At 71.3% G+C, this 21,602-nt stretch carries 20 protein-coding genes; 9 read left to right on the plus strand and 11 right to left on the minus strand.

The window, feature by feature from the left end; translation table 11 throughout:
* The 4 genes from D3105_RS19690 to D3105_RS19700 form a co-directional block, all read right to left on the minus strand.
* On the minus strand, positions 1-1,019 hold a 1,019-nt coding region (locus D3105_RS19690; protein WP_240646963.1), incomplete at its 3' end, for a serine/threonine-protein kinase.
* A gap of 56 nt (positions 1,020-1,075) precedes the next feature.
* Positions 1,076-1,684: a hypothetical protein gene (locus D3105_RS19695; protein ID WP_118904432.1), complete on the minus strand. Its 609-nt coding sequence runs from the start codon at positions 1,682-1,684 to the stop codon at positions 1,076-1,078.
* Positions 1,685-1,841: 157 nt separating this feature from the next.
* A complete protein-coding gene (locus D3105_RS35750; RefSeq protein WP_276311850.1) occupies positions 1,842-1,976 on the minus strand; it encodes a hypothetical protein in 135 nt (44 codons plus the stop codon).
* A 68-nt stretch (positions 1,977-2,044) separates the two neighbouring features.
* Complete coding sequence (locus tag D3105_RS19700) at positions 2,045-2,791, minus strand: N-acetyltransferase (protein WP_118904433.1); 747 nt, start codon at positions 2,789-2,791, stop codon at positions 2,045-2,047.
* A gap of 298 nt (positions 2,792-3,089) precedes the next feature.
* Between D3105_RS19700 and D3105_RS19710 the strand changes: the two genes are divergently transcribed.
* Positions 3,090-3,752, plus strand: coding sequence for a hypothetical protein (locus tag D3105_RS19710; protein WP_118904434.1), 663 nt, complete (start codon positions 3,090-3,092; stop codon positions 3,750-3,752).
* A gap of 37 nt (positions 3,753-3,789) precedes the next feature.
* Here D3105_RS19710 and D3105_RS19715 read toward each other — a convergent pair whose 3' ends face one another.
* Together D3105_RS19715 and D3105_RS19720 are read right to left on the minus strand one after the other, a co-directional pair.
* Positions 3,790-4,575, minus strand: a complete 786-nt coding sequence (locus tag D3105_RS19715; protein ID WP_118904435.1) for an HNH endonuclease family protein — start codon at positions 4,573-4,575, stop codon at positions 3,790-3,792.
* 103 nt (positions 4,576-4,678) lie between these two features.
* Positions 4,679-4,987, minus strand: coding sequence for an ArsR/SmtB family transcription factor (locus D3105_RS19720; protein WP_118904436.1), 309 nt, complete (start codon positions 4,985-4,987; stop codon positions 4,679-4,681).
* Between the two features lie 61 nt (positions 4,988-5,048).
* On the opposite strand from D3105_RS19720, the gene D3105_RS19725 reads away from it, so the two are divergent.
* A complete protein-coding gene (locus D3105_RS19725; RefSeq protein WP_118904437.1) occupies positions 5,049-6,041 on the plus strand; it encodes a zinc-binding dehydrogenase in 993 nt (330 codons plus the stop codon).
* 121 nt (positions 6,042-6,162) lie between these two features.
* Here the strand turns inward: D3105_RS19725 and mfd are convergent, their stop codons facing one another.
* A complete protein-coding gene (gene mfd / locus D3105_RS19730; RefSeq protein ID WP_118904438.1) occupies positions 6,163-9,696 on the minus strand; it encodes a transcription-repair coupling factor in 3,534 nt (1,177 codons plus the stop codon).
* Between the two features lie 417 nt (positions 9,697-10,113).
* Here mfd and D3105_RS19735 point away from each other — a divergent pair, with 417 nt between their 5' ends.
* Entirely contained in the window at positions 10,114-10,659 is a 546-nt protein-coding gene (locus D3105_RS19735) for a DNA-binding response regulator (RefSeq protein ID WP_118904439.1), read from the plus strand.
* A gap of 156 nt (positions 10,660-10,815) precedes the next feature.
* On the opposite strand, the gene D3105_RS19740 is transcribed toward D3105_RS19735, so the two are convergent.
* On the minus strand, positions 10,816-13,401 hold the full coding sequence (locus tag D3105_RS19740) for an ABC transporter permease (protein WP_118904440.1): 2,586 nt from the start codon (positions 13,399-13,401) through the stop codon (positions 10,816-10,818).
* Positions 13,398-14,186 carry an ABC transporter ATP-binding protein gene (locus D3105_RS19745; protein WP_030803245.1) on the minus strand — a complete coding sequence of 263 codons (789 nt, stop codon included), beginning with the start codon at positions 14,184-14,186 and terminating at the stop codon, positions 13,398-13,400. The genes D3105_RS19740 and D3105_RS19745 overlap by 4 nt, the downstream gene beginning before the upstream one ends.
* A 497-nt stretch (positions 14,187-14,683) precedes the next feature.
* Between D3105_RS19745 and D3105_RS19750 the strand changes: the two genes are divergently transcribed.
* A complete protein-coding gene (locus D3105_RS19750; protein ID WP_240646964.1) occupies positions 14,684-16,195 on the plus strand; it encodes an MFS transporter in 1,512 nt (503 codons plus the stop codon).
* A gap of 85 nt (positions 16,196-16,280) precedes the next feature.
* Here the strand turns inward: D3105_RS19750 and D3105_RS19755 are convergent, their stop codons facing one another.
* A complete protein-coding gene (locus D3105_RS19755) occupies positions 16,281-16,871 on the minus strand; it encodes an ALF repeat-containing protein (protein ID WP_118904441.1) in 591 nt (196 codons plus the stop codon).
* 264 nt (positions 16,872-17,135) lie between these two features.
* On the opposite strand from D3105_RS19755, the gene D3105_RS19760 reads away from it, so the two are divergent.
* Together D3105_RS19760 and D3105_RS19765 are read left to right on the plus strand one after the other, a co-directional pair.
* A complete protein-coding gene (locus D3105_RS19760; protein WP_118904442.1) occupies positions 17,136-17,447 on the plus strand; it encodes an ArsR/SmtB family transcription factor in 312 nt (103 codons plus the stop codon).
* The gene (locus D3105_RS19765) at positions 17,444-17,833 is read left to right on the plus strand and encodes a VOC family protein (protein WP_118904443.1); all 390 of its coding nucleotides are present in this window, start codon (positions 17,444-17,446) and stop codon (positions 17,831-17,833) included. The genes D3105_RS19760 and D3105_RS19765 overlap by 4 nt, the downstream gene beginning before the upstream one ends.
* Here the strand turns inward: D3105_RS19765 and D3105_RS19770 are convergent.
* Complete coding sequence (locus D3105_RS19770; RefSeq protein ID WP_118904444.1) at positions 17,817-18,368, minus strand: ATP-binding protein; 552 nt, start codon at positions 18,366-18,368, stop codon at positions 17,817-17,819. The genes D3105_RS19765 and D3105_RS19770 overlap by 17 nt on opposite strands.
* Positions 18,369-18,535: 167 nt before the next feature.
* On the opposite strand from D3105_RS19770, the gene D3105_RS19775 reads away from it, so the two are divergent.
* The 3 genes from D3105_RS19775 to D3105_RS19785 all read left to right on the plus strand — a co-directional run.
* Positions 18,536-19,450, plus strand: coding sequence for a helix-turn-helix domain-containing protein (locus tag D3105_RS19775; RefSeq protein ID WP_118904445.1), 915 nt, complete (start codon positions 18,536-18,538; stop codon positions 19,448-19,450).
* Complete coding sequence (locus tag D3105_RS34635; RefSeq protein WP_240646962.1) at positions 19,413-19,532, plus strand: DUF397 domain-containing protein; 120 nt, start codon at positions 19,413-19,415, stop codon at positions 19,530-19,532. Before D3105_RS19775 ends, D3105_RS34635 begins: the two co-directional genes overlap by 38 nt.
* Positions 19,533-20,019: 487 nt before the next feature.
* Positions 20,020-21,602, plus strand: a 1,583-nt coding sequence (locus D3105_RS19785; protein WP_133305694.1) for an ATP-binding protein, incomplete at its 3' end; no start/stop codon positions are given.

Genomic DNA, 21,602 nt, shown 5'->3' on the forward strand with positions numbered 1-21,602 from the left:
GTGGGGCGGGCCGGGGCGGCCGGAGTGGGCCGGGCCGGGTTCGGGAAGGCGGCCGGAGGCTGGGTGAAGGACGGCGGGCCGCCGAAGGTGGGCCGCGTCGCGGCCAGGACCGGCGGCGGCGCGGCGAAGGTGTCGGGCGCGGGCACGGGGGCCGGGGTGGCGGCCCGGTCCGGCCAGGGGGCGTGCGGCCGCAGGAACGGGCGGGTCGGGTCGAGCGGCCCGGCGGGCGTCCCGTGCTTCGGCAGCAGCGGGGCCAGCTCCTCGTACACCTCCTGGGCGGAGGCGGGCCTCTCCTGCGGGTCCTTGGCGAGCAACCGCAGGACGAGGGCCTCCAGCGCGGCGGGCACCTCGGGGCGCTTCTGCCGGACCGGGACCGGGGCCTCGTAGAGATGGCGGTGCAGGACGCCCAGCGCGGTGGACCCGGCGAACGGCACGTCGCCGCTGAGGAGTTCGTGCAGGAGGACCCCGAGGGCGTACAGGTCGGTGTACGGGCCGACCGCGCCGCCCATCGCCTGTTCGGGGGCCATGTAGGCCGGGGACCCGATGGGCGAACCGGTGTGGGTGAGGCGGGTGGTGTCGGTGTCGAGGACGGAGGCGACGCCGAGGTCGAGGACGGTGACGGTGCCGTCGGGGCGGACCATCACGTTCCGGGGCTTGAGGTCACGGTGGACGATCGGCACGGCGTGCACCGCGCAGAGGACCGCGCAGAGCTGGGCGGCGACCGCGACGGCCCACGGCCAGGGGTACGGGTCCTGTTCGGCCAGGTGGTCGGCGAGGTCGGCGCCCTCGACGTACTGCATGACGAGGTAGAGGTCGTCGCCGTCGCTGCCCGCGTCGTGGACGGTGACCAGGCCCGGGTGGTCGACCTGGGCGGTGACCCGGCACTCGCGGACGAACCGGCGGCGCAGTTCGTCGGCCGCGTCGCTGCCGGTGGGCCCGGCGACCCGGTCGGGGCGCAGCAGCTTCACGGCGACGCGGCGGTCGAGGCGCCGGTCGTACGCCGTCCACACCTGGCCCATGCCGCCCTGGCCGAGGATGGTCGCCAGCTCGTAGCGGTCGGCGATGGTCCGCCCGCTCACCGGCCCTCGCCGTCCCTGTTCTCCTTGCGGAGGTAGTCGCTCAGCTCGTCCAGCTCGGCGCGTACCTGGTCGAGGCGCTGGGGCGCGGGCGTGGGAGTGGGCGGGGTGGTCGGCGCGGTGTACGGGTTGGGCTGCTGGTGCTGCTGAATGTGGGGCTGGGGTTGGGGCTGCTGGTGCGGGGCGAGGTGCTGTTGCTGGTACGGGAGCGGGGGCGCCGGGTGCACGGGCGCGCCGTACGGGGCCGGGGCGCCGAGGGTGTTGTAGTGCCGTATCTCCGCGTACAGGTAGTAGGTGATCACCCCGGCCAGCAGGCCGAGGATCCAGAGCATCATGAACAGCGCCGCCGCGTCCGACATCTGGTCGGGGTCGTCCGGGGTGGCCATGATGAAGGCGAACAGCCCGATGTTGAGGGCGATCACGACCACCAGCAGGACCCGGTCGCGCGGCTTGCGGGTGACGATCGCGAGCCGCAGCATCGGCGCCCAGCCCAACAGGCCGCAGCTCAGCACGGTCAGCGCCACGAGGATCACGCGCACCGTCGTGAGCGTCGCCGGGGACGGCCGCGATGTCGTCGGCTGCTGCGGCATGGGGCCGTAGCCGTGCATGTGCTGCTCCTGGGAGGCGTATGTCGGACGTGTGGGGTGAGCGTATACACCTCCGCCGACCGGCCGACCCCGGTTGCCCCCAAGGTTGTCCTCAACGTTGTGTGCGGCGGTCGTCACCGGCCGGGCCGCCACGGCCGAGGCGCCCGGCGCGGTCACCTCATCCGTGCGTGACCGTGCCGTCCGTCAGGCCGTCGTACATCCCCTGGACCAAGCGCTGCGCCAGCTCCGGCGCGCCCTGGCCGGGATGGAGCGGGTCAGCGCCCAGGGGCCGCCGGAGAGGCTCCTCACCCATCTGCTCAACCGCAGCGGCCTGCTCCAGGAGCACGGGGGTGGGGGGCGCTTCGGAATCGCGTCTCACCGTCACAGCCGGTGCCGTACCCATACGTTGGGCTCGACGTACACCGCGTACCCGTGGGCGAGCGCGCAGTGGACCGGGACGAGCGCCCCCGGCACCTCCACCGGACCGTCCGTGTCGAACGGCAGCCCGGTCCACTCCCGCCACTGCGCGAGCGAACCGCTCACCGTCATCGACACGGTGGCGACCGAGTCCACAGTCCCGCCCGCCCGGACGTGGACCCGCAGCCAGGGGTCCTCGGGCAGCCCGTCGTCGGCCCGGGTCAGCCGGGCGTACTCCTCCATCGGCAGACCGGACCTGAGGTGCTTGCCGTTCGGTCGCACCGGAGCGACGACCTGTCCGAAGCCGAGCCGTCGGGCGTTGTCGCGCATCGCGGCCAGCATCCGGCCCGATATCCCCTTGCCCAGATGACCGGTGGCCACCGTGATGTCGATCGCGCTGACCGTGTCGGGCGTGTTCCCGCGCCGCAGGTCCGAGAACGCCCACAGCAGCACCTGGTCCCAGCCGCCGACGGGAAGTTCGCCGCGCCCGGGGGCATTGAGCAGGAAGGGCACGCTGAACGCACGGGCGATCACGACGCCCTCGGGGTCGGTGGCGACCAGCACGTACTGAGGGAACTCGACCGCGATCCGGGGGAAGTTGGCCCAGCCGACGAGATCCTCCAGCATGAACTCCGGCCAGGTGTCCGGCATCCGGTCCAGGGCGTCGGCAAGTTCAGGACGCTCGGCGAGGGTGGTGATGTTCAGTTCCATACGCGCGACCCTAGGCAGCCCGTACCGCTCCCGACCAGCGATTATCGGCGCCGCACCCCGTACCTCCCGGTGGGACGGACGGCCCGGCTACCCTCTCGCCGCATGACAACGACGACACCACCGGGCTCCCCCGCCCCTGCCCCCGTACACACCCGGCCCTGCCGGGCAGCAGATCTCGACCCGCTGGAGCGGCACATGCCCTCGCCCGCCCGGAACCGTGAGGTGTGCATGCCGCGTCCCCACCCGTGACTTTCCACCCCGTGCGCCACCCGAGCATCACCCGTCGAGGAGCAGAACCATGACCCAGCCCGGCAGTACGCCGAACCGCCCCCGGAGAGGTGCCGGATGCCTGCAGAGCCTGCTGGTGCTCGCGGTGATCCTCGGCCTGGGCTACGGAGCGTCCAAGATCTTCGGTGACGAGTCGTCGAAGTCGAAGAGGTCCTCGTCGTCCTCCTCGTCCGCCTCGGACGGCAAGGGCGGATCCTGGGAGATCGGTGACTGCGGAGGCCCGGACCCGGAGAACAAGCCGGACGGCTACCGCGCCTTCGACTGCGACGAGGCGGGCGCGACCTTCAAGGCCCTCAAGATCGAGGACGCGAGTTTCCTGCCCAACGCGATCCAGTGCCCGGCCGGAACGGACCTGATCATCCAGGTCTCCCGGGTCTTCGGCTCCGGCGACGACAAGAAGAGCGGCGGCATCCCGACCAACACCGTCTGCGGCCGCAACCTGACGGGCGACCACCCCGGTGACGCGGGCGCCGGCGGCGGCCAGCTCGTCGAGGGCGACTGCATCTCGGCGACGGCCAAGGAGATCGCCTGCGCCTCCGCCGGGGCGAACGACTTCAAGGTCCTCGGCCTCGTCAAGGAGAAGACGGAGTGCCCGGCGGCGACCACGGAGCCGATGCAGCTGATGATGGCGATGGGCCGCCCGTACGACGTCATCTGCGGCGGCAAGGTATAAAGGCTCCGTCCTTCCGCGGTGCGGCGGTGGCGGCCGCTCAGCCGCCGCACTGGGTGAGCATGGCCCGCTTGTCGGCCGTCGTGACCGGGAGTTCGTACTTCAGCGAGACCTGGGCGAACCGCACCGCGTAGGAGCAGCGGACCGGCTTGTACGGCGGCAGCCAGGAGGCGGGGCCGGAGTCACGCTTGGCGTTGTTGGCCGGGCCGTCCACCGGGATGAGGTTGAGCGGGTCGTTGGCGATCTGCTCGCGCTTGGACTCGTTCCAGCGGGCGGCGCCCATCTGCCAGTCGTAGGACAGCGGCATCACATGGTCGATCTGCACCTTCGTCGCCTGCCGCTTGCGCCAGTCGATGGTCTCGCCGGTGTAGGGGTCCTTGAGCGTCATCGCCATGACGATGCAGTCGGAGCCCGCCTTGTGCTCGATGTCCTTGCCGTCACGGGCGAGCAGGTCGTTGCGGGTGTCGCAGCCGTTGCGGGCGAGCGGGATGCCGTCGACGCCGTCCTTCCAGGCGTAGCCGAACTTGTCCCGCTCGTAGCCGGTCTTCGGGCCGCGCCCCTTGGTGGCCACCTTCTCGATGAGCTGCCGGGCGGCGGCCCGGTCCGCGTCGCTGGTGAGGGGGGCCAGGCCCGGCTTCGTACCGTTCGGGTTGTCCAGCGGGCTGACGCCGAAGCCCTCGGCGGACTGCGCGCCGCCGTTGGTCCCGCCGCTCGTGCTGTCGCCGTCGGCCGCGAGGCCGTCGGGGCCGCAGCCGCTCGCCAGAGCGATCACGACGAGGGCGCCGACGGCGGGCAGGGCGGCGCGGTGGGTACGGGGAGCTATCACGGGGAGCCGTCCTGACGGTGAGGAGACCGGACGCCGAGAATCCTATGGGCGGCCGGCCACGACACGTCCGTCCGCCGGGAAACCGGACGGAACGGCGGGGGATCTAGAACACGTCGCGCAGCGTCTCCAGGAGACGGGCGATGTTCGCCTCGTCGCGGCGGTAGTAGGTCCACTTGCCCCGCCGCGTGGCGACCACCAGCCCTGCCTGCCGCAGTATCGCCAGGTACTGCGAGGTGGTCGACTGCCCCAGCCCCGCACGCTGCTGGATGTCGCTCACACAGACGCCGATCTCGACATCGGCGGGCTCCTGGCCCGGGAAGCTCATCGGGTCCTTGAGCCACACCAGCATCTGGCGGCGGGCCGGGTTGGACAGGGCCCGGAACACGGCCAGCAACTCAGTCTCCGAGAACACGGAATGATCGTAACCCAATCACATATTGGCATTTCGCGATATGACGATTTACTGTTGCGGCATGTCGACTTCGATGCGTGCGATGGAACTCGTCCACTTCGGCGACGCGGACACCGCGTTCGCCGCCCGAGAACTGCCGAGACCCACTCCCGGCCCCGGCCAGCTGCTGGTGCGCGTGCATGCCACATCCGTGAACCCTCTGGATCTGCAGACCCGGCGCGGCGACTACCGCGACCAGGTGGCACTGCCCGCGGTGATCGGCAACGACGTGTCCGGCGTGGTGGTCGGGACCGGCCCCGGGGCGGACGACTTCCGGCCGGGTGACGAGGTCTGGTATCTGGCGCCGGTGTTCGCCGGGCAGGGGACGTACGCCGAGTTCCATGTGGTCGACCAGGCCCTGGTCGCCCGCAAGCCGGAGGGGCTGTCGCACGTCGAGGCCGCCGGTCTCGCGCTCGTGGGCGTGACGGTGTGGGAGGCGCTGGTCGAGCGGGCCGGGGTGCAGGCCGGGGAGCGGGTCCTGGTGCACGGTGGAGCGGGCGGGGTCGGCTCGGCCGCCATCCAGGTCGCCCACGCGCTGGGGGCCGAGGTGGTGACCACCGCGCGGGCGAAGGACCACGAGTTCGTCACCGGGCTGGGAGCCGACACCGTGATCGACTTCTCGGCCGGTGACTACGTACCGCAGGTCCAGGAGCTGGGCGGGGTGAACGTCGTCCTGGACACGGTGGGCCGGGACACCCTCAGCCGGAGCCCGGAGGTCCTCGCCGACCGGGGTCGCGTGGTGTCCATCGTGGACATCCCCGAGCCTCAGAACCTCCTCGCCGCGTGGGGCGTGAACGCGACCTACCACTTCCTCTTCGTCAGCCCCGGCCGGGCGAAGCTCGACGCCCTCAGCCGGCTGGTCGACCGGGGCGAGCTCCGGCCGGTGATCGGCGAGGTGGTGCCGCTGTCCGACATCGCGGACGCGCACACGCTGCTGGAGGGCGGCTCCGTCGGCGAGAACCGCAGGCGCCCCCGCGGCAAGATCGCCATCGCCGTCGAGCCCGACCTCGGATGAGGCATGCCTGAGCCCTCCCCCGGTGCCCGCGCGCCCGGGCGACCGAGGCGTGGCGCTCCGCCGTGGCCGGCCGGGACCCGGAGGAGGCCGGCGGGGCCCGATCGTTGGCGAAACCCGGGAGCTACGAGCCCAGGATCGTCGTCAGGAACTCGCCCGTCCACGCCAGCAGTTCGCGGCCGATGACCGGCTTGCCGCCGATCCTGCCCGTCGTCGGGCGCGGGACCAGGATCTGGTGGGCGGCCGGCTTGATCACCGTCTTGGGGTGCAGACGCTTCAGGCGCAGCTCCTGGGACTCACGCAACTCCACCGGGGCGAAGCGGATGTTGGAGCCCTGGAGGACGATCTCGCCGACTCCGCAGGCGCGGGCCAGCATGCGCAGGCCCGCCACCAGGAGGAGGTTCTCGACCGGTTCCGGCAACGGGCCGTAGCGGTCGGTCAGTTCCTCGCGGACCGCGCGGATGTCGTCCTCCGAGGAGGCCGACGCGATCGCGCGGTACGCCTGGAGGCGCAGACGCTCGCCGGGGGCGTAGTCGTGCGGGACATGCGCGTCGACCGGGAGCTCGATCTTGACCTCCAGCGGGGGCTCCTCCTCGACACCGCCCTCCATCTGGGCCCGGTAGTCGGCGACGGCCTCGCCGACCATGCGGACGTACAGGTCGAAGCCGACGCCCGCGATATGGCCGGACTGTTCGCCGCCGAGGAGGTTGCCCGCTCCGCGGATCTCCAGGTCCTTCATCGCCACGTACATGCCCGCGCCCATCTCCGTGTGCTGGGCGATCGTCGCCAGGCGCTCGTGGGCCGTCTCGGTCAGGGGCTTCTCCGGGGGGTAGAGGAAGTAGGCGTAGCCCCGGTCGCGGCCTCGGCCGACGCGGCCTCGCAGCTGGTGCAGCTGGGAGAGGCCGAAGTTGTCGCCGCGCTCCACGATCAGGGTGTTGGCGTTGGAGATGTCGATGCCGGACTCGACGATCGTCGTGGAGACCAGGACGTCGAACTTCTTCTCCCAGAAGTCCACCACCACCTGTTCCAGGGCCTGTTCGGACATCTGGCCGTGTGCCGTGGCGATGCGCGCCTCGGGGACGATCTCGCGGAGGCGGGCGGCCGCCCGGTCGATGGACTCGACCCGGTTGTGGATGTAGAAGACCTGGCCCTCGCGCAGCAGTTCACGGCGGATCGCCGCGCCGATCTGCTTCTCCTCGTACGGCCCGACGAAGGTGAGCACCGGGTGGCGCTCCTCCGGCGGGGTGGTGATCGTGGACATCTCGCGGATGCCGGTGACCGCCATTTCGAGCGTACGGGGGATGGGGGTCGCGGACATGGTCAGGACGTCCACGTTGGCGCGGAGCTTCTTCAGCTGCTCCTTGTGCTCGACGCCGAACCGCTGCTCCTCGTCCACGATGACCAGGCCGAGGTCCTTGAACTTCGTCTCGGAGGAGAACAGGCGGTGCGTGCCGATGACCAGGTCGACCGAGCCGTCCTTCAGGCCTTCCAGGGTTGCCTTGGATTCTGTTTCCGACTGGAAGCGGCTCAGGGCTCGGACGTTGACCGGGAATTGGGAGTAGCGCTCGGTGAACGTGCCGTAGTGCTGCTGCACGAGGAGGGTCGTGGGGACCAGGACCGCCACCTGCTTGCCGTCCTGCACCGCCTTGAACGCCGCCCGGACCGCGATCTCCGTCTTGCCGTAGCCGACGTCGCCGCAGATCAGCCGGTCCATCGGGACCGTCTTCTCCATGTCCTCCTTGACCTCGGCGATCGTGGACAGCTGGTCGGGCGTCTCCGCGTACGGGAAGGCGTCCTCCAGCTCCCGCTGCCAGGGGGTGTCAGCGCCGAAGGCGTGGCCGGGGGCCGCCATGCGCGCGCTGTACAGCCTGATCAGGTCGGCGGCGATCTCCTTGACCGCCTTCTTCGCCCGCTGCTTCGTCTTCGTCCAGTCCGCGCCGCCGAGCCGGTGCAGCGTCGGGGCCTCGCCGCCGACGTACTTGGTGACCTGTTCCAGCTGGTCGGTCGGGATGTAGAGGCGGTCGCCGGGCTGGCCGCGCTTGGCCGGGGCGTACTCGACGAGCAGATACTCGCGGGTCGCGCCCTGGACCGTGCGCTGCACCATCTCCACGTACCGGCCGACGCCGTGCTGCTCGTGGACGATGTAGTCGCCGACCTCCAGTGTCAGCGGGTCGATCGTCTTCCTGCGGCGGGCCGGCATCCGGCCCAGGTCCTTGGTGGCCGTGCGCTGGCCGGTCAGGTCGGTCTCGGTGAGCACCGCCAGTTTCAGCGCCGGGTCGACGAAGCCCTGCTCGATGGCCCCGCAGGAGACGTGGACCAGGGACGGGGAGATCTCCGTGAGGTCCGCGTCGAGGCGGGCCGCGATGCCCTCGCCGCTCAGCACCTCGACCGTACGGGAGGCGAGCCCGTGGCCCTCCGTGACGTACACCGTGCGCCAGCCGTCGGCCAGCCAGCCCTTGGTGTCGGCGAGCGCCCGGGCGGTGTCGCCCCGGTACGCCTCGGGGGCGTGCATGGAGAGCTGGAGGGTGTCGTCGTCGTGGTCGGCGGCGTCGGCCGCGAACGGCGAGACCGTCCACCACATCATGCCCAGCTCGCGGGCCCGGTCCCGGACGTCCGCGATGCCCCACAGGGAGGCCGCGCCCACGTCGATCGGGGCCTCGCCGCCGCCCGCGCTCGCCGCCCACGACGCCTGGAGGAACTCCTGGCTGGTGGCGACCAGGTCGGCCGCCCGCGTCCGCACCCGCTCCGGGTCGCAGACGATCGCCATCGCGTCCTTCGGCAGGACGTCGAGCAGCAGCTCCATGTCGTCGACGAGGACCGGGGCCAGCGACTCCATGCCCTCGACCGCGATGCCCTCGGCGATCTTGCCGAGCAGTTCGCCCAGCTCCGGGTGGAGCTCGGCGAGCGCCGCCGCCCGCTCGCGGACCTGGTCGGTCAGCAGCAGCTCGCGGCAGGGCGGGGCCCACAGCCCGTGCGCGGCGACCTCCAGCGACCGCTGGTCGGCGATCTTGAAGTAGCGGATCTCCTCGACCTCGTCACCCCAGAACTCCACCCGGAGGGGGTGCTCCTCGGTCGGCGGGAAGACGTCCAGGATCCCGCCGCGTACGGCGAACTCGCCGCGCTTCTCGACCAGTTCCACCCGGGAGTACGCGGCGGCCGCGAGCGCGTCCACCACCTCCCCCAGGTCCGCGCTCTGCCCGCCCGCCAGGCTCACCGGCTCCAGATCGCCGAGCCCCTTGACCTGCGGCTGGAGCACGGAGCGGATCGGGGCGACGACGACCGAGACCGGGCCGGTCTCCGGGTCGTCCTCGCGGGGGTGGGCCAGGCGGCGCAGCACGGCGAGGCGGCGGCCCACGGTGTCCGAGCGGGGCGAGAGCCGCTCGTGCGGCAGGGTCTCCCACGACGGGTACTCCGCGACCGTGTCCGGCGGCAGCAGCGTGCGCAGGGCCGCGGCCAGGTCCTCGGCCTCGCGGCCCGTGGCGGTGACGGCCAGCACGGTCCGGCCGGTCTGCCGGGCCAGCGCGGCCACGGCGAACGGACGCGCGCCGGGCGGCCCCACCAGGTCGACATGGGCCCGGTGCCCGTCTCCGGCGGCCTTCACCGCCTCGGCGAGCGCCGGGTCCGTAACGACGACATCCAGCAGACCGTGCAGGCTCATGAAGTTTCCGTCCGGGATCAGATCAGCGGTGGCTCGGACGCTGCCGGCAGCCGGCTGCTGCCCGGGCAACGCGAAGGACCCGACACGTGGGACGCGCCGGGGGTTCCAGGTTACGACCCGGGGGTGACAGCCGCGCCCGCAACCGGCCGGGAGGACCCGGCCGCCCGTCGTGCCGGGCCCGCCGCTCGTCGACGGTCGCGCACCGTTCATCTCCGTATCGCACACAGTTGTGCCGGGGATCCTCACAGGAGTGAGCACAGCGTCTAGTCTTTGCCCGACCCTTGCACAACAGGGTGTTCCGAGAGCGTCACACAGGCAGTACCGAGCACGGGCGGAGCGAGCAGCGGCCCGGGGCGGGCGGCGCGGGGCGAACCCCCTCGGTGCACGGCCCCACGGCATCAGGCATCGGGGGCGTACGTGGGCGAGAACGAGATGTCTGTCTTCGGGGTCCCGGAGGCCGAGGAAGAGATCTACCGGCACTTCCTGCGCAACCCCGGAGCCCGCACCGACGACCTCCACCCCCTGCTGCACTCCCGGCCGGGCGAGACCCGGGCCCGGATCGCCCGGCTCCAGAAGCTGGGGCTGCTGCATACCGAGGACGCGGAGCGGCGGATCTTCCCGGCGGACCCCGAGGTGGCGCTCGCCCGGCTGGTGGACGTACGGCTGGCCGCGCTCCACCAGGAGCTGCAGCGTGTCACCCGGTCGCGGCACGTCATTGATGGTCTACGCGCGGAGCTCGGCGGTGCAAGGAGCGGTGCGGGCGCGGCCGTCCCACGCCCTTCCGGCATCGAGCGACGGGTGCTCGTTTCGATGTGCACGGTGGGCAAGGACGAGGCGGGCGCGCGGAGCCTGGGAGTGTCGGTGCGGACCTACCGGCGGCATGTTGCCGATCTCATCCAGACGCTCGGCGCGACCAGCCGGGCCCAGGCCGCGCTGCTGGCCCGCGAACGCGGCTGGATCTGAGGAGGCCGGGGGCCCGGGGCCCGGGAGGAGCCGCGAGCGGGGCGCGGGGAAGCGGGGAACGGGCTCGGCCCCGGGACGTTTGGAGGAACGTCCCGGGGCCTGCCGGTCATCCTACGGTGACGCCCTCGGGCTCACCTCCTGCGGGCGGGTGCGTGCTCACCCGTCCGTCGCGATGGCGTTCAGGACGTTCATCCGGCCCGCCCGGAAGGCCGGGACGAGGGCGGCGAACAGTCCGACGAGGGCGGAGCAGGCGAAGACCGTGAGGATCGTCGGCCACGGGATCTCCAGGACCTCAAGGCCCTCCAGGGCCAGCAGCTTCTGGGCCGCGGTGCCCCAGCCCATCCCGAGTCCGAGTCCGAGCAGCGCACCGAAGAGGGCGATGACCACGGACTCCAGCCGGATCATGCGGCGCAGCTGGCGGCGGGAGAGCCCGATGGCGCGCATCAGGCCGATCTCGCGGGTCCGTTCGACGACGGACAGGGCGAGGGTGTTCACCACACCGAGGACCGCGACGATGATCGCCAGGGCGAGCAGGCCGTACACGATGTTCAGCAGCTGGCCGATCTGGTCCTTCAGCTGCTCCTTGAAGTCGGCCTGGTTCTGGACCTTGTAGACCGGGTACTCGGCGATGGCGCTCTTGAGGGCCGCGTACGCCTCCTTCTCCTTGCCCTCCTCGGCCTTGGCGAACATGACCACGTTCTGCGGCATCCGGTCGGCCGGGACGTAGGACGCCGCCGTCGTGAGGTTGGTGTACATCGCGCCGCGGTCGATGTTGGTGTCGTCCGAGGTGATGGCCGCGACCTTGAGCTTCGCGGTCTCGCCCGCCTTGAAGGCGACGGTGATCGTGTCGCCGACCTTGATCCCGTGCCGCTCGGCGTACTCGTCGCCGACGGACATGGCGTCCTTGCCGTACGCCTTCGTGAGGTCACCGGAGAGGACCGTGCGGCGGACGTCCTGCTGGTACGTCGGGTCGGCGGCGACGATCCCCTCGTCCTCCGTCTTGCCGTTCGGGGCGGTGATCTTCGCCTTGACGAAGGTGTAGTCGGTCATGTGCTCCAGGCCGGGGACGGCACGCACGGCGTCGGCGGCCTGGGGCACGATCGGGCGGCCGGTGCTGCCGTCCTGGACGATGAAGTCCGCGCCGACCGACTTGTCGAGCTCCTCGGTGGCCGAGGCGACCATGGAGGACCCGACGACGGACAGGCAGGCCACCAGGGCGAGCCCGATCATCAGGGCGGCGCCGGTCGCTCCCGTACGCCGGGGGTTGCGCAGGGCGTTGCGCTCGGCCAGCCGGCCGACCGGGCCGAAGAGCCGCAGGACGACCACGCTCAGCCCGCGCACCACGACGCCGGCCAGCAGCGGGCCGATCACGATGAAGCCGATGAGGGTCAGCAGCACGCCGAGGGCGAGGAACATGGAGCCCTCGGTGGCCTTGTCCGCCTGGGTCGTCGCCCACAGGGCCGCGCCGCCCGCCGCCGTCAGGAAGAGACCGATACCGGCCCTGACCCAGCCGGAACGCCCGTCGGCGGGGGTCCCGGCGTCGCGCAGTGCGGCCATCGGGGAGACCTTGCCGGCCCGGCGGGCCGGGATGTACGCGGCGAGGACGGTGACGACGATGCCGAGCACGAGGCCGACCGTGGGCGTCGTCCAGGCGACGGTGAGGTCTTCGGTGGAGAGCGTCATGCCGACGGCGCTCATCATCTTCATCAGGCCGACGGCGAGTCCGACGCCTGCGGCGACGCCGAGCAGGGAGCCGACGATCCCGAGGAGGACGGCCTCCAGGAGCACGGACCGGTTGACCTGCTTGCGGCTGGAGCCGATGGCCCGCATCAGGCCGATCTCGCGGGTGCGCTGGGCGACCAGCATCGAGAAGGTGTTGACGATGAGGAAGATGCCGACGAGGAAGGCGATTCCGGCGAAGCCGAGCATCGCGTACTTCATGACGTCCAGGAAGGCGCCCATGTCGTCCTTGCTGGCGTCGGCGGCCTCCTGCTGGGTCTGGAGCTTGTACGCGGCGTCGCCGTCGAGGGCGGCGGCCACGTTCTTCTTGAGCTGGGTGTCGCTGACGCCGCTCTCGGCCGTCACCAGGATCTGGGTGAAGACGCCCGGGGCGCCCAGCAGGTGCTTCTGCGCGGTGGCGGTGTCGAGATAGACGACGGTCGCGCCCGGGTTGGTGGCGGTGAAGGACGCGATGCCGCTGATCTTCGCCTTGAGGTCACCGGTGGCGGCGATGGTGCGCAGCTCGTCGCCGATCGTGAGCTTGTGCTTCTTCGCGGTGTCGGCGTCGACCATCACCTCGGTGGGACCGCGGGGTGCGTGGCCGGAGGTGATCTCCATCGAACGCAGGTCGTTCTTGGTCCAGTTGCTCGCGATGGTGGGGGCGCCGGTGTCGGAGCCCATGTTCTTGTTGTCGCTGTTGACGACGGTGACCGCCATGGAGTAGACCGAGCCCTCGGCCCGCTCCACCCCGTCGGCCTTCTCGACCTGCTGGATCACGGAGGCGGGCAGCGAGACGGGCTTGCCGTTGTCGGGCTGCTCGCCTTCCTCGTCCGAGGCCTTCGAGCTGACCGTGACGTCGGGCGAGGAGACGGTGAAGAGCTTGTCGAACGTGGTGTTCATCGTGTCGGTGAAGACGAGCGTGCCGCAGACGAACGCCACGGACAGCAGCACCGCAACGGCGGAGAGGGCCATCCGGCCCTTGTGCGCGAGGAAGTTGCGCACCGAGGTCTTCCAGACAGTCATGACGTCCGCCCACGTGCGTCGAAGTGCTTCATGCGGTCGAGGACCTGCTCCGCGGTCGGGTTCTGCATCTCGTCGACGATGGAGCCGTCGGCGAGGTACAGCACCCGGTCCGCGTAGGAGGCGGCGACGGGGTCGTGGGTGACCATGACGATGGTCTGGCCCAGCTCGTCGACCGACCTGCGGAGGAAGGAGAGGACTTCGGCGCCGGCGCGGGAGTCCAGGTTTCCGGTGGGCTCGTCACCGAAGATGATCTCCGGCCGGGCGGCGAGCGCCCGGGCGACGGCGACGCGCTGCTGCTGACCGCCGGAGAGCTGGGTGGGCCGGTGCTTGAGACGCTCGGCGAGCCCGACCGTCTCCACGACCTGCTGGAGCCAGGCGGCGTCGGGCTTGCGGCCCGCGATGTCCATCGGCAGCGTGATGTTCTCGATCGCGTTGAGCGTCGGGAGCAGGTTGAACGCCTGGAAGATGAACCCGATCCGATCGCGCCGGAGCTGGGTGAGCTTCTTGTCCTTGAGCTTGGTGATCTCGGTCTCGTCGAGGAAGATCTCGCCCGACGTCACCGTGTCGAGCCCGGCCAGGCAGTGCATCAGGGTCGACTTGCCGGAGCCGGACGGGCCCATGATCGCCGTGAACTGCCCGCGGGCGATGTCCACATCGACATGGTCGAGCGCGACGACCCGGGTCTCGCCGGTGCCGTAGGCCTTCACGACCTGTCGCGCCCGTGCCGCGACGGCCGTACGCCCTCCAGTGCCCCCGTGCCTGGGAATGGTCACAGCCGTTGTCACGGTTTTTCTCCTATGTCGGTCGATGACTGGACGTCGCTGGGTTACGTTCCGAGTCTGCGTTCCGGACCGTCCCCCGCGCGATGGTGCTCAGCGCAGTCTTCAGGTGGGGTTTTCCCCACCCACCCCCCTGCGGTGAGCCGTAGCGGCGACGTAAGAAGAGGTTAAGGAGAAGCCCCCCGCCACCACGTCCTCCGCCGGGAGGAAGTGGCCCTGGCCACTATGAGGGGGCGCCCCCTAGGGGAACTCGCCCCTCGGGCGGAGACGGGGTCAGGGGCTCCCCCTCGGCGCCCCTTGATGAGACAGTGCCACGGGAGATACGTGCATAGGGAAGGAACCCGGTGAGCGGCACGGACGGCAGGAGCGACGCGAACACGGGCGACAACGCGGGCGCGGGTGGCACGGACGCAGGCGGCGCGAGCCGGAACGGCGGCAAGGCTGCGGCGGCGCCCTCCGCCATCACCACCCCCCGGGGCCGTCGCCCCGTCGTGGCGGCGCTCATGCTCGGTATGGCGCTGGCCGCCATCGACGGCACCATCGTCTCCACCGCCGTCCCCCAGATCGTCGGCGACCTCGGCGGGCTCACCGTGTTCTCCTGGCTCTTCTCCGGCTATCTGCTCGCCGTCACCGTCACGCTCCCCCTGTACGGGAAGCTCTCCGACACCTTCGGCCGCAAGCCGGTCCTGGTCGCCGGGATCATCCTGTTCCTGGTCGGCTCGGTCCTCTGCGCGGCCGCGTGGAACATGGCCGCGCTCATCGCCTTCCGTATCGTCCAGGGGCTGGGCGGCGGTGCGCTCCAGGGCACCGTGCAGACCATCGCGGCCGACCTCTACCCGCTCAAGGAACGCCCGCGCATCCAGGCGAAGTTGTCCACGGTGTGGGCCACCTCAGCGGTCGCCGGTCCGGTGGCCGGCGGGCTGCTCGCCGGATACGCCGACTGGCGGTGGATCTTCCTGATCAACCTCCCGGTCGGGGCCGTCGCCCTCTGGCTGGTCGTCCGCCACCTGCACGAGCCCTCCCGCCCGCGCCCGGCCACCCGGCCCCGGGTCGACTGGGCGGGCGCGCTCGCCGTCTTCGCGACCGGCAGCCTGCTGCTCACCGCGCTCGTGCAGGGCGGCGTCGCCTGGCCCTGGCTCTCGGCGCCCTCGATCGGCCTGCTGGGGGCGAGCGCGGTGCTGGCCGCGCTCACCGTCGTCATTGAACGGCGGGCGGCGGAGCCGATCATCCCGGGCTGGGTGTGGCGGCGGCGCACCATCGCCTCGGTCAACCTGGCGCTCGGCGCGATGGGGCTGCTGATGGTCGCGCCGACCGTCTTCCTGCCGACGTACGCCCAGTCGGTGCTGGGCCTCGGCCCGATAGCCGCCGGGTTCGTGCTCTCGGTGATGACGCTGAGCTGGCCGGTGTCGGCGGCGCTGTCCGACCGGGTCTACAACCGCATCGGCTTCCGGCGGACCGCGATGATCGGCATGAGCGCCGCGCTGCTGATCCTGCTGGCCTTCCCGCTCCTCCCCTACCCCGGCGAGCCCTGGCATCCGGCCCTCCTCATGCTGCTGCTCGGCGCGGCTCTCGGCCTGTTCCAACTCCCTTTGATCGTGGGCGTGCAGTCGACGGTCGGCTGGGCGGAGCGCGGTACGACGACGGCGTCGGTCCTCTTCTGCCGCCAGGTGGGCCAGAGCATCGGCGCGGCGCTCTTCGGGGCCGTCGCCAACGGCGTCCTGGCCGCCCGCCTCCTCGACGCCCCGGTGGACGGCCTCCCCGGCGACCTGGACGCGGTGACCCGCGCACTGGAGGACCCGGGTGCGTTCTCCGCGGCGGCGACGGACCACGTGCGCCGGGCGGTCGACGCGGCGGTGGACCACGTCTACATCGGGGCCGCCGGAGCCGCGGCCCTGGCCCTGCTCGCCCTGATCACCCTCGCCCCGCGCCGGTTCCCGATCATCACGGAGCCCTCCGGAGCCCCCGGGGCCGCCGAGACCGCCAAGGCGGCAGGCCGGGCGGAGACCGACTCCTAGGACTGCCGCCCCGTTGCGGTGAGGCCGCCACGTTCCACCGCGGCGGCCTCGCCCGGTCCGGCCCGGATCGAACCGCGCGATCCCGTCAGCCGTTGTCGATCTCGTACCGGCCGGTCTCCAGGAAGTAGCGCAGCCCTTCCGGGGTGTTGTCGTCCAGTGCCGCACCGGCCGCCGCGCGCAGAGCGTCGCTGATGCCGGGGTCGGCGAGGATACGGGCTATGGCCACGCGGTCGTCCTCGGCCTGGGCGAGTCGGTAGCCGGTCTCCAGCCAGGCGCGTGTGGCGTCGGGGTCATTGGCGTCAAGGAGCTGGTTGATCTCGGCCGTAACGCGTCGTCCGCTGTCGGGGTCGGCAAGGATCCTGGCGAGGGCGACGCGGTCGTCCTCGGCCTGGGCGAGTCGGTGGCCGGTCTTGAGCCAGGCACGCATCTCCTCGGCCGTCCCACTGTCCAAGAGGGCGTTGGCCTCTTGGATCACGCGGCGGCCGCTGTCGGGGTCGCCGAGGATACGGGCTACGGCCACGCGCAGATCGTCGATGTCCATGTCGTCGTAGGGCGAGGCGGCCACCCCGGCCGCGGCCGGCGCAGCGGGTGCGCCGGCCAGGGCAGGCGTGGAGAACAGCAACGCCGGAGCAAGCGCACCAGCGGCCGCAGCGAGAGCCCAGCGGGAAGAACGCATCAGGTCAACCACCCTTGATATTGCTGTCGGTTGGGAGCGCCTAAGGATCTCAGGGGCCGACGTCCCGGCGCATTGCCCACATCGGGCAGCGCACGGCGCCCTTCGTTGCCGAGTGCCGACCACGCTTTTGTGCCGTCACAGCGTCCGGGCCGCGGGCCGGGCCCCCTGCGACGCGCTCGGAGCCGGCGGCCGGTCAACGCCGTCGCGGGGAGTCGGCGGGGCTCCACCTTGATAGGCAAGTTGCTACTTGCCTATTGTGGAGTCATGGCGGACGATGTCTTCAAGGCCCTGGCCGACCCCACCCGGCGGCGCATCCTCGACGAGCTGACCGACCGGAACGGCCAGACGCTGTTCGAGATATGCGGACGGCTGGTGGCCAAGCACGGCCTCGGCCTGTCCCGGCAGGCGGTGAGCCAGCATCTGGCCGTCCTGGAGACGGCGGGTCTGCTCGTCACCCGCCGCGAGGGCCGGTACAAGTTCCACGATCTGAACACCGACCCCCTTGAACACATCGTCACGCGATGGCTCGGACCGAAGACATCGAAGGCCCCGCAGACCCCGGAGAGCACCCCATGAGGATCAACCTGACCAGCGTCTTCGTCGACGACCAGGAGAAGGCCCTGCGCTTCTACACGGACGTCCTCGGCTTCGTGGAGAAGCACGACGTTCCGCTCGGCGGCGAGGACCGCTGGCTGACCGTGGTCTCGCCGGAGGACCCCGACGGCACCGAACTCCTCCTGGAGCCGAACAAGCACCCCGCTGTGAAGCCGTACACGACGGCCCTGGTCGAGGACGGCATCCCGGCCACCGCGTTCGCCGTGGACGACGTGCGGGCGGAGTTCGACCGGCTCAGCGAGCTCGGCGTCCGCTTCACCCAGGAGCCGACGGAGATGGGCCCCGTCACCACCGCCGTCCTGGACGACACCTGCGGCAACCTGATCCAGATCATGCAGAGCGCGTAGGGCGAGCGCCCTCACACTCACCCCGAGGCCTCACGGCCGCCACCTCTGCCCACACGATCTTGCCGATCGGGTTCCGGGACTCCCACCCCCACTTGGTCGCCAGGCACTCCACCAGGAAGAGGCCACGCCCCGACTCCTGATCCTCCGGGGGCAGCGCCGGGTGCTCGGGGGTCCGGCCGAGCACGGCGTCCGAGACCTCGATACGAAAGCGGCTCGCCGGGCCTTCGTAATCCACCCGCACATGGAAGTTCCGCCCCCGCAGCCGCCCGTGGCACACCGCGTTGGCCGCCAGCTCCGCCACCACCAGGGCCACCGAGCACGACGCGTCCGTCATCGGCCCGAACCCCCAGTACCCCAGCTGCCGCACCACCGTGCGACGGGCGAGCCGCGCTCCCCGGGGCGTCGAGGGGAACTGCCGCGACAGACTCCCATAGCCGTTGGCGGTCAGCCCGAAGCGGCGCGGGAGGGGTGGGGCCTCTTCCTGTCGGTCGGCCCTCGTCTCCGCGGGCGTCTTCTTGCCGGTCATGCCGACCATCCGTTCACTCGACTCCTCTCACGTCACCCACACGTGCGGGTTCCGTGACGTTCCGTACTCAAGAGTCGGCCGTGCACCCTAGCCTCGGAAGGTGACAGCGCCTTACCGCGCAGGCCGTAAGAATCGGAAGTAGCCCCATGGCCAAAGCAATTGACCCGCAGACCTCCATGGCCGCCCTCTTCGGGTCACGCCTGCGCAAGCTCCGCGTCGCGGCCGGACTCACCCAGGCCGAGGTGGGCGCGCTCGCTCACGTGGTCAGCAGCCGCATCGCCCAACTGGAGCGCGCGACCGGCGCGAAGCCCACGCTGGAGCTGACCCGGGTCCTGGACAAGGAACTGGTGGCGGACGAGTTACTGATCGACCTCTGGCCGTACGTGTGCCGGGAGGCGTTCCCGGACTGGTCGCAGGCGTTCATCGCGTACTCGGCCCGTGCGGCGGCGATTCGCGAGTACGCCTCGCACGCAGTGCCTGGTCTGCTGCAAACCCCGGAGTACGCGCGGGCGTTGCTGAGCGTGGGCCACACGCTGCGGGACGCCGAGCACCTGGAGGAACGTCTGGCGGCCCGGCTCGACCGACAGGTGCGGCTGACCGGCCCGGACCGGCCGGAACTGTGGATCATCCTCGACGAGGCCGTACTGCGCCGGCCGATCGGCGGATCCGCCGTGATGCGCGGACAGTTGGAGAAGCTGCTGAGGATGGCCGAGGAGCCCAACGTCACGATCCAGGTGCTGCCGTTCGACCAGGGTGCGCACGGCTCGTTGGGCGGTTCCCTCACCGTGCTGGTGATGCCTGACGGCACCGAGGTCGCCTACACGGAAGGCGCGCACTACGGCCAGTTGACCGAGGAACCGGACGAGGTCGAACGGTTCGTTCTCACTTACGATCAGCTCAGGGCGATGGCACTGCCGCCGCTGATGTCACTCGCCTTGATCCGATCCGTACTGGAGGCCGATTACCGTGCAGCGAGTGTCCCGTCCCGATCTGACCGCCGCCGCCTGGCGCAGCAGCAGCTACAGCAACCAGGAGGGCGGCAACTGCGTGCAGGTGGCGGACGGATTCCCCGGCGTCGTCCCGGTGCGTGACAGCAAGAACCCCACCGGCCCCGCCCTCGTCGTCCCCGCCGCCGCCTGGAGCGCGTTCATCGCCGGGGTCGCCGTCCGCTGACGCGTTGCGCGCGGCGTGACCCCCGCGCGCATCGGCACCCCTTTATTTACTGGTGTCACTGAGCATTTACCGGCGGCATATTGGCCGAAAAGAATTCCTCGGGCTCCGATGCATCGCCGCTTCGCGGCATACCCCCAGGCCGGTCGACAGGCGTCGCGCATATGCCCCGACCATTCCCCCGGGGCCCATTCCGGCCCGGTGCCCGTCAGCGCGGTGCGCCGCCTCGCGAATACCACAACAGCCATGCCCCGCTGCCCACTTCCCGACAAAATCACTCTGCCTACGGACTGTGCCGCTCACCGGATCAACCGCCGCACAAGCATGTCTACGATGTGGTCAACCCCTGACAGGAAAGGCTGCTTCCGCTTTTCTCCGATTCGCCAGGTGAACTGCACCTTCTCGGAGCGGCCGCACACCTTCTGCTCGGTAGAACTGAGGGACCGCATCCATGCCAGAACCCGTACCAGCCAGTCAGCGGCGGAGGCCGATGAAAGCGCCCGGGGCGGCGACGGCGCCGCTTGTGGCCGTGCTGTCCGTGCTCGCCGTCGCCGGAGCCGTGGCCGTGGTCCTGGCCCCGGCCGGGGCACGCGGCTGGGCGGTGGCGGTGGTGGTCACCGCCTGGGTGGTCCTGGCCGTCACGCTCGCCGTCGCGCACACCGTCGGCCGGCGGACCCAGCGCACGGCCTCGGCCCGCACCGCGGAGGCCGAACGGCTCAAGACCTCGCTGACCGCTCTCGAAGCGGACACCGCCCACACCGCCGACGTGGCGCTGCCCGCGCTGCTCCGCCTGGTACGCGGCGGGGTACCGGCCGACGAAGCCCTCGGCCGCGTCCCGCTGCCGCGCGGGCCGCGTCAGCGCAAGCTGCTGCACGTTCTCGCGGCCACGGTCGAGGGGCAGGAGCAGCAGACCGCCGCCCTGCGCACCGAGAGCACGCGGATCCACGACGAGCTGGGCAGGGAGAACGCCCGGATCCGCGAGGAGTTGCACGCCCTGACCTCCGAGGTCGAACGCTTCACCCGCGAGACCTTGCCGAGTGTGGCCGCCCGGCTCCGTGAGGGCGAGTCCGGCGCCACGGTGCAGGCCGAGGTCTATCTCCCGGAACAGCCACTGCTGCGCGCGTCCGTCGAGGCGGTGCTCCGGGAGCTCGCGCTCAGCGAACGCCGCGCCCTCGCCGCGCAGACCGCGTCCGCCAAGGCGCTCAGCCGCGTCCAGGCGAAGTCCGTCAGCATGCTCGCCGATCTGCGCAGCATGCAGGAACGTCACAGCGAAGAGGTGTTCGGCGATCTGCTGAGGCTGGACCACAGCACCTCGCAGCTCGGCCTGATGACGGACCGGCTGGCCCTGCTCATGGGCGGCCGGCCCAGCCGCGCCTGGAACAGGCCGATCGTCATGGAGAGCATCCTGCGGGGCGCGGTCGGCCGGATCGCCGCCTATCAGCGGGTACGGCTGCACTGCTCGACGAACGTCGCCATCTCCGGCTTCGCCGCCGAAGGCGTCATGCACCTGCTCGCCGAACTGATGGACAACGCCGCCAACTTCTCACCGCCCATCGACGAGGTGCACGTCTACGTCGAGGAGCGCGGCACCGGCATCGTCGTCACCATCGAGGACAGCGGCCTGAAGATGGCCGACGCGGCGATGCGGCGGGCCGCGGACTCCGTCGCCGGGCGGCTGACCGACCTCGCGGCCCTCCAGGGCACGCGCCTCGGTCTCGCCGTGGTGGGGCGGCTCGCGCTCAAGCACCGGATCAGCGTCAACTACCGGCCCTCCTCGCGCGGTGGCACCGGCGTCGTCGTCCTGCTGCCGAGGCATCTGATCGCGCAGGAGTCCCGCGAGAACCACCCGGCCGCCCCGAGTCTCCGGGAGACCACGGCCTCGGTCACGGGCACCGCGTCAGTCACGGGCACCGCCACCGTCACGGCCACAGCCGGGACCGAGTCGTCCGCGCCGACGGCCGGCCCCACGGCTGCGCCCGCGGCCCCGGCCGTTCCCGTACCGGACTTCGTGACACCGGCTCCCGCACCCGCACCCGCACCCGCGACGCCCTCCCTCCCGGAAGCCCCCGCACC

The sequence above is a fragment of the Streptomyces globisporus genome, from assembly GCF_003501885.1.
GTDB lineage: Bacteria > Actinomycetota > Actinomycetes > Streptomycetales > Streptomycetaceae > Streptomyces > Streptomyces globisporus_D.

Coding starts and splice junctions, on each gene's coding strand:
- D3105_RS19700 (WP_118904433.1), bottom strand. CDS start 2,791: ATGGAACTGAACATCACCACCCTCGCCGAGCGTCCTGAACTTGCCGAC.
- D3105_RS19710 (WP_118904434.1), top strand. CDS start 3,090: ATGACCCAGCCCGGCAGTACGCCGAACCGCCCCCGGAGAGGTGCCGGA.
- D3105_RS19695 (WP_118904432.1), bottom strand. CDS start 1,684: ATGCACGGCTACGGCCCCATGCCGCAGCAGCCGACGACATCGCGGCCG.
- D3105_RS19725 (WP_118904437.1), top strand. CDS start 5,049: ATGTCGACTTCGATGCGTGCGATGGAACTCGTCCACTTCGGCGACGCG.
- D3105_RS19750 (WP_240646964.1), top strand. CDS start 14,684: ATGCTCGGTATGGCGCTGGCCGCCATCGACGGCACCATCGTCTCCACC.
- mfd (WP_118904438.1), bottom strand. CDS start 9,696: ATGAGCCTGCACGGTCTGCTGGATGTCGTCGTTACGGACCCGGCGCTC.
- D3105_RS19775 (WP_118904445.1), top strand. CDS start 18,536: ATGGCCGCCCTCTTCGGGTCACGCCTGCGCAAGCTCCGCGTCGCGGCC.
- D3105_RS19770 (WP_118904444.1), bottom strand. CDS start 18,368: ATGGTCGGCATGACCGGCAAGAAGACGCCCGCGGAGACGAGGGCCGAC.
- D3105_RS19755 (WP_118904441.1), bottom strand. CDS start 16,871: ATGCGTTCTTCCCGCTGGGCTCTCGCTGCGGCCGCTGGTGCGCTTGCT.
- D3105_RS35750 (WP_276311850.1), bottom strand. CDS start 1,976: ATGGGTGAGGAGCCTCTCCGGCGGCCCCTGGGCGCTGACCCGCTCCAT.
- D3105_RS19765 (WP_118904443.1), top strand. CDS start 17,444: ATGAGGATCAACCTGACCAGCGTCTTCGTCGACGACCAGGAGAAGGCC.
- D3105_RS19760 (WP_118904442.1), top strand. CDS start 17,136: ATGGCGGACGATGTCTTCAAGGCCCTGGCCGACCCCACCCGGCGGCGC.
- D3105_RS19740 (WP_118904440.1), bottom strand. CDS start 13,401: ATGACTGTCTGGAAGACCTCGGTGCGCAACTTCCTCGCGCACAAGGGC.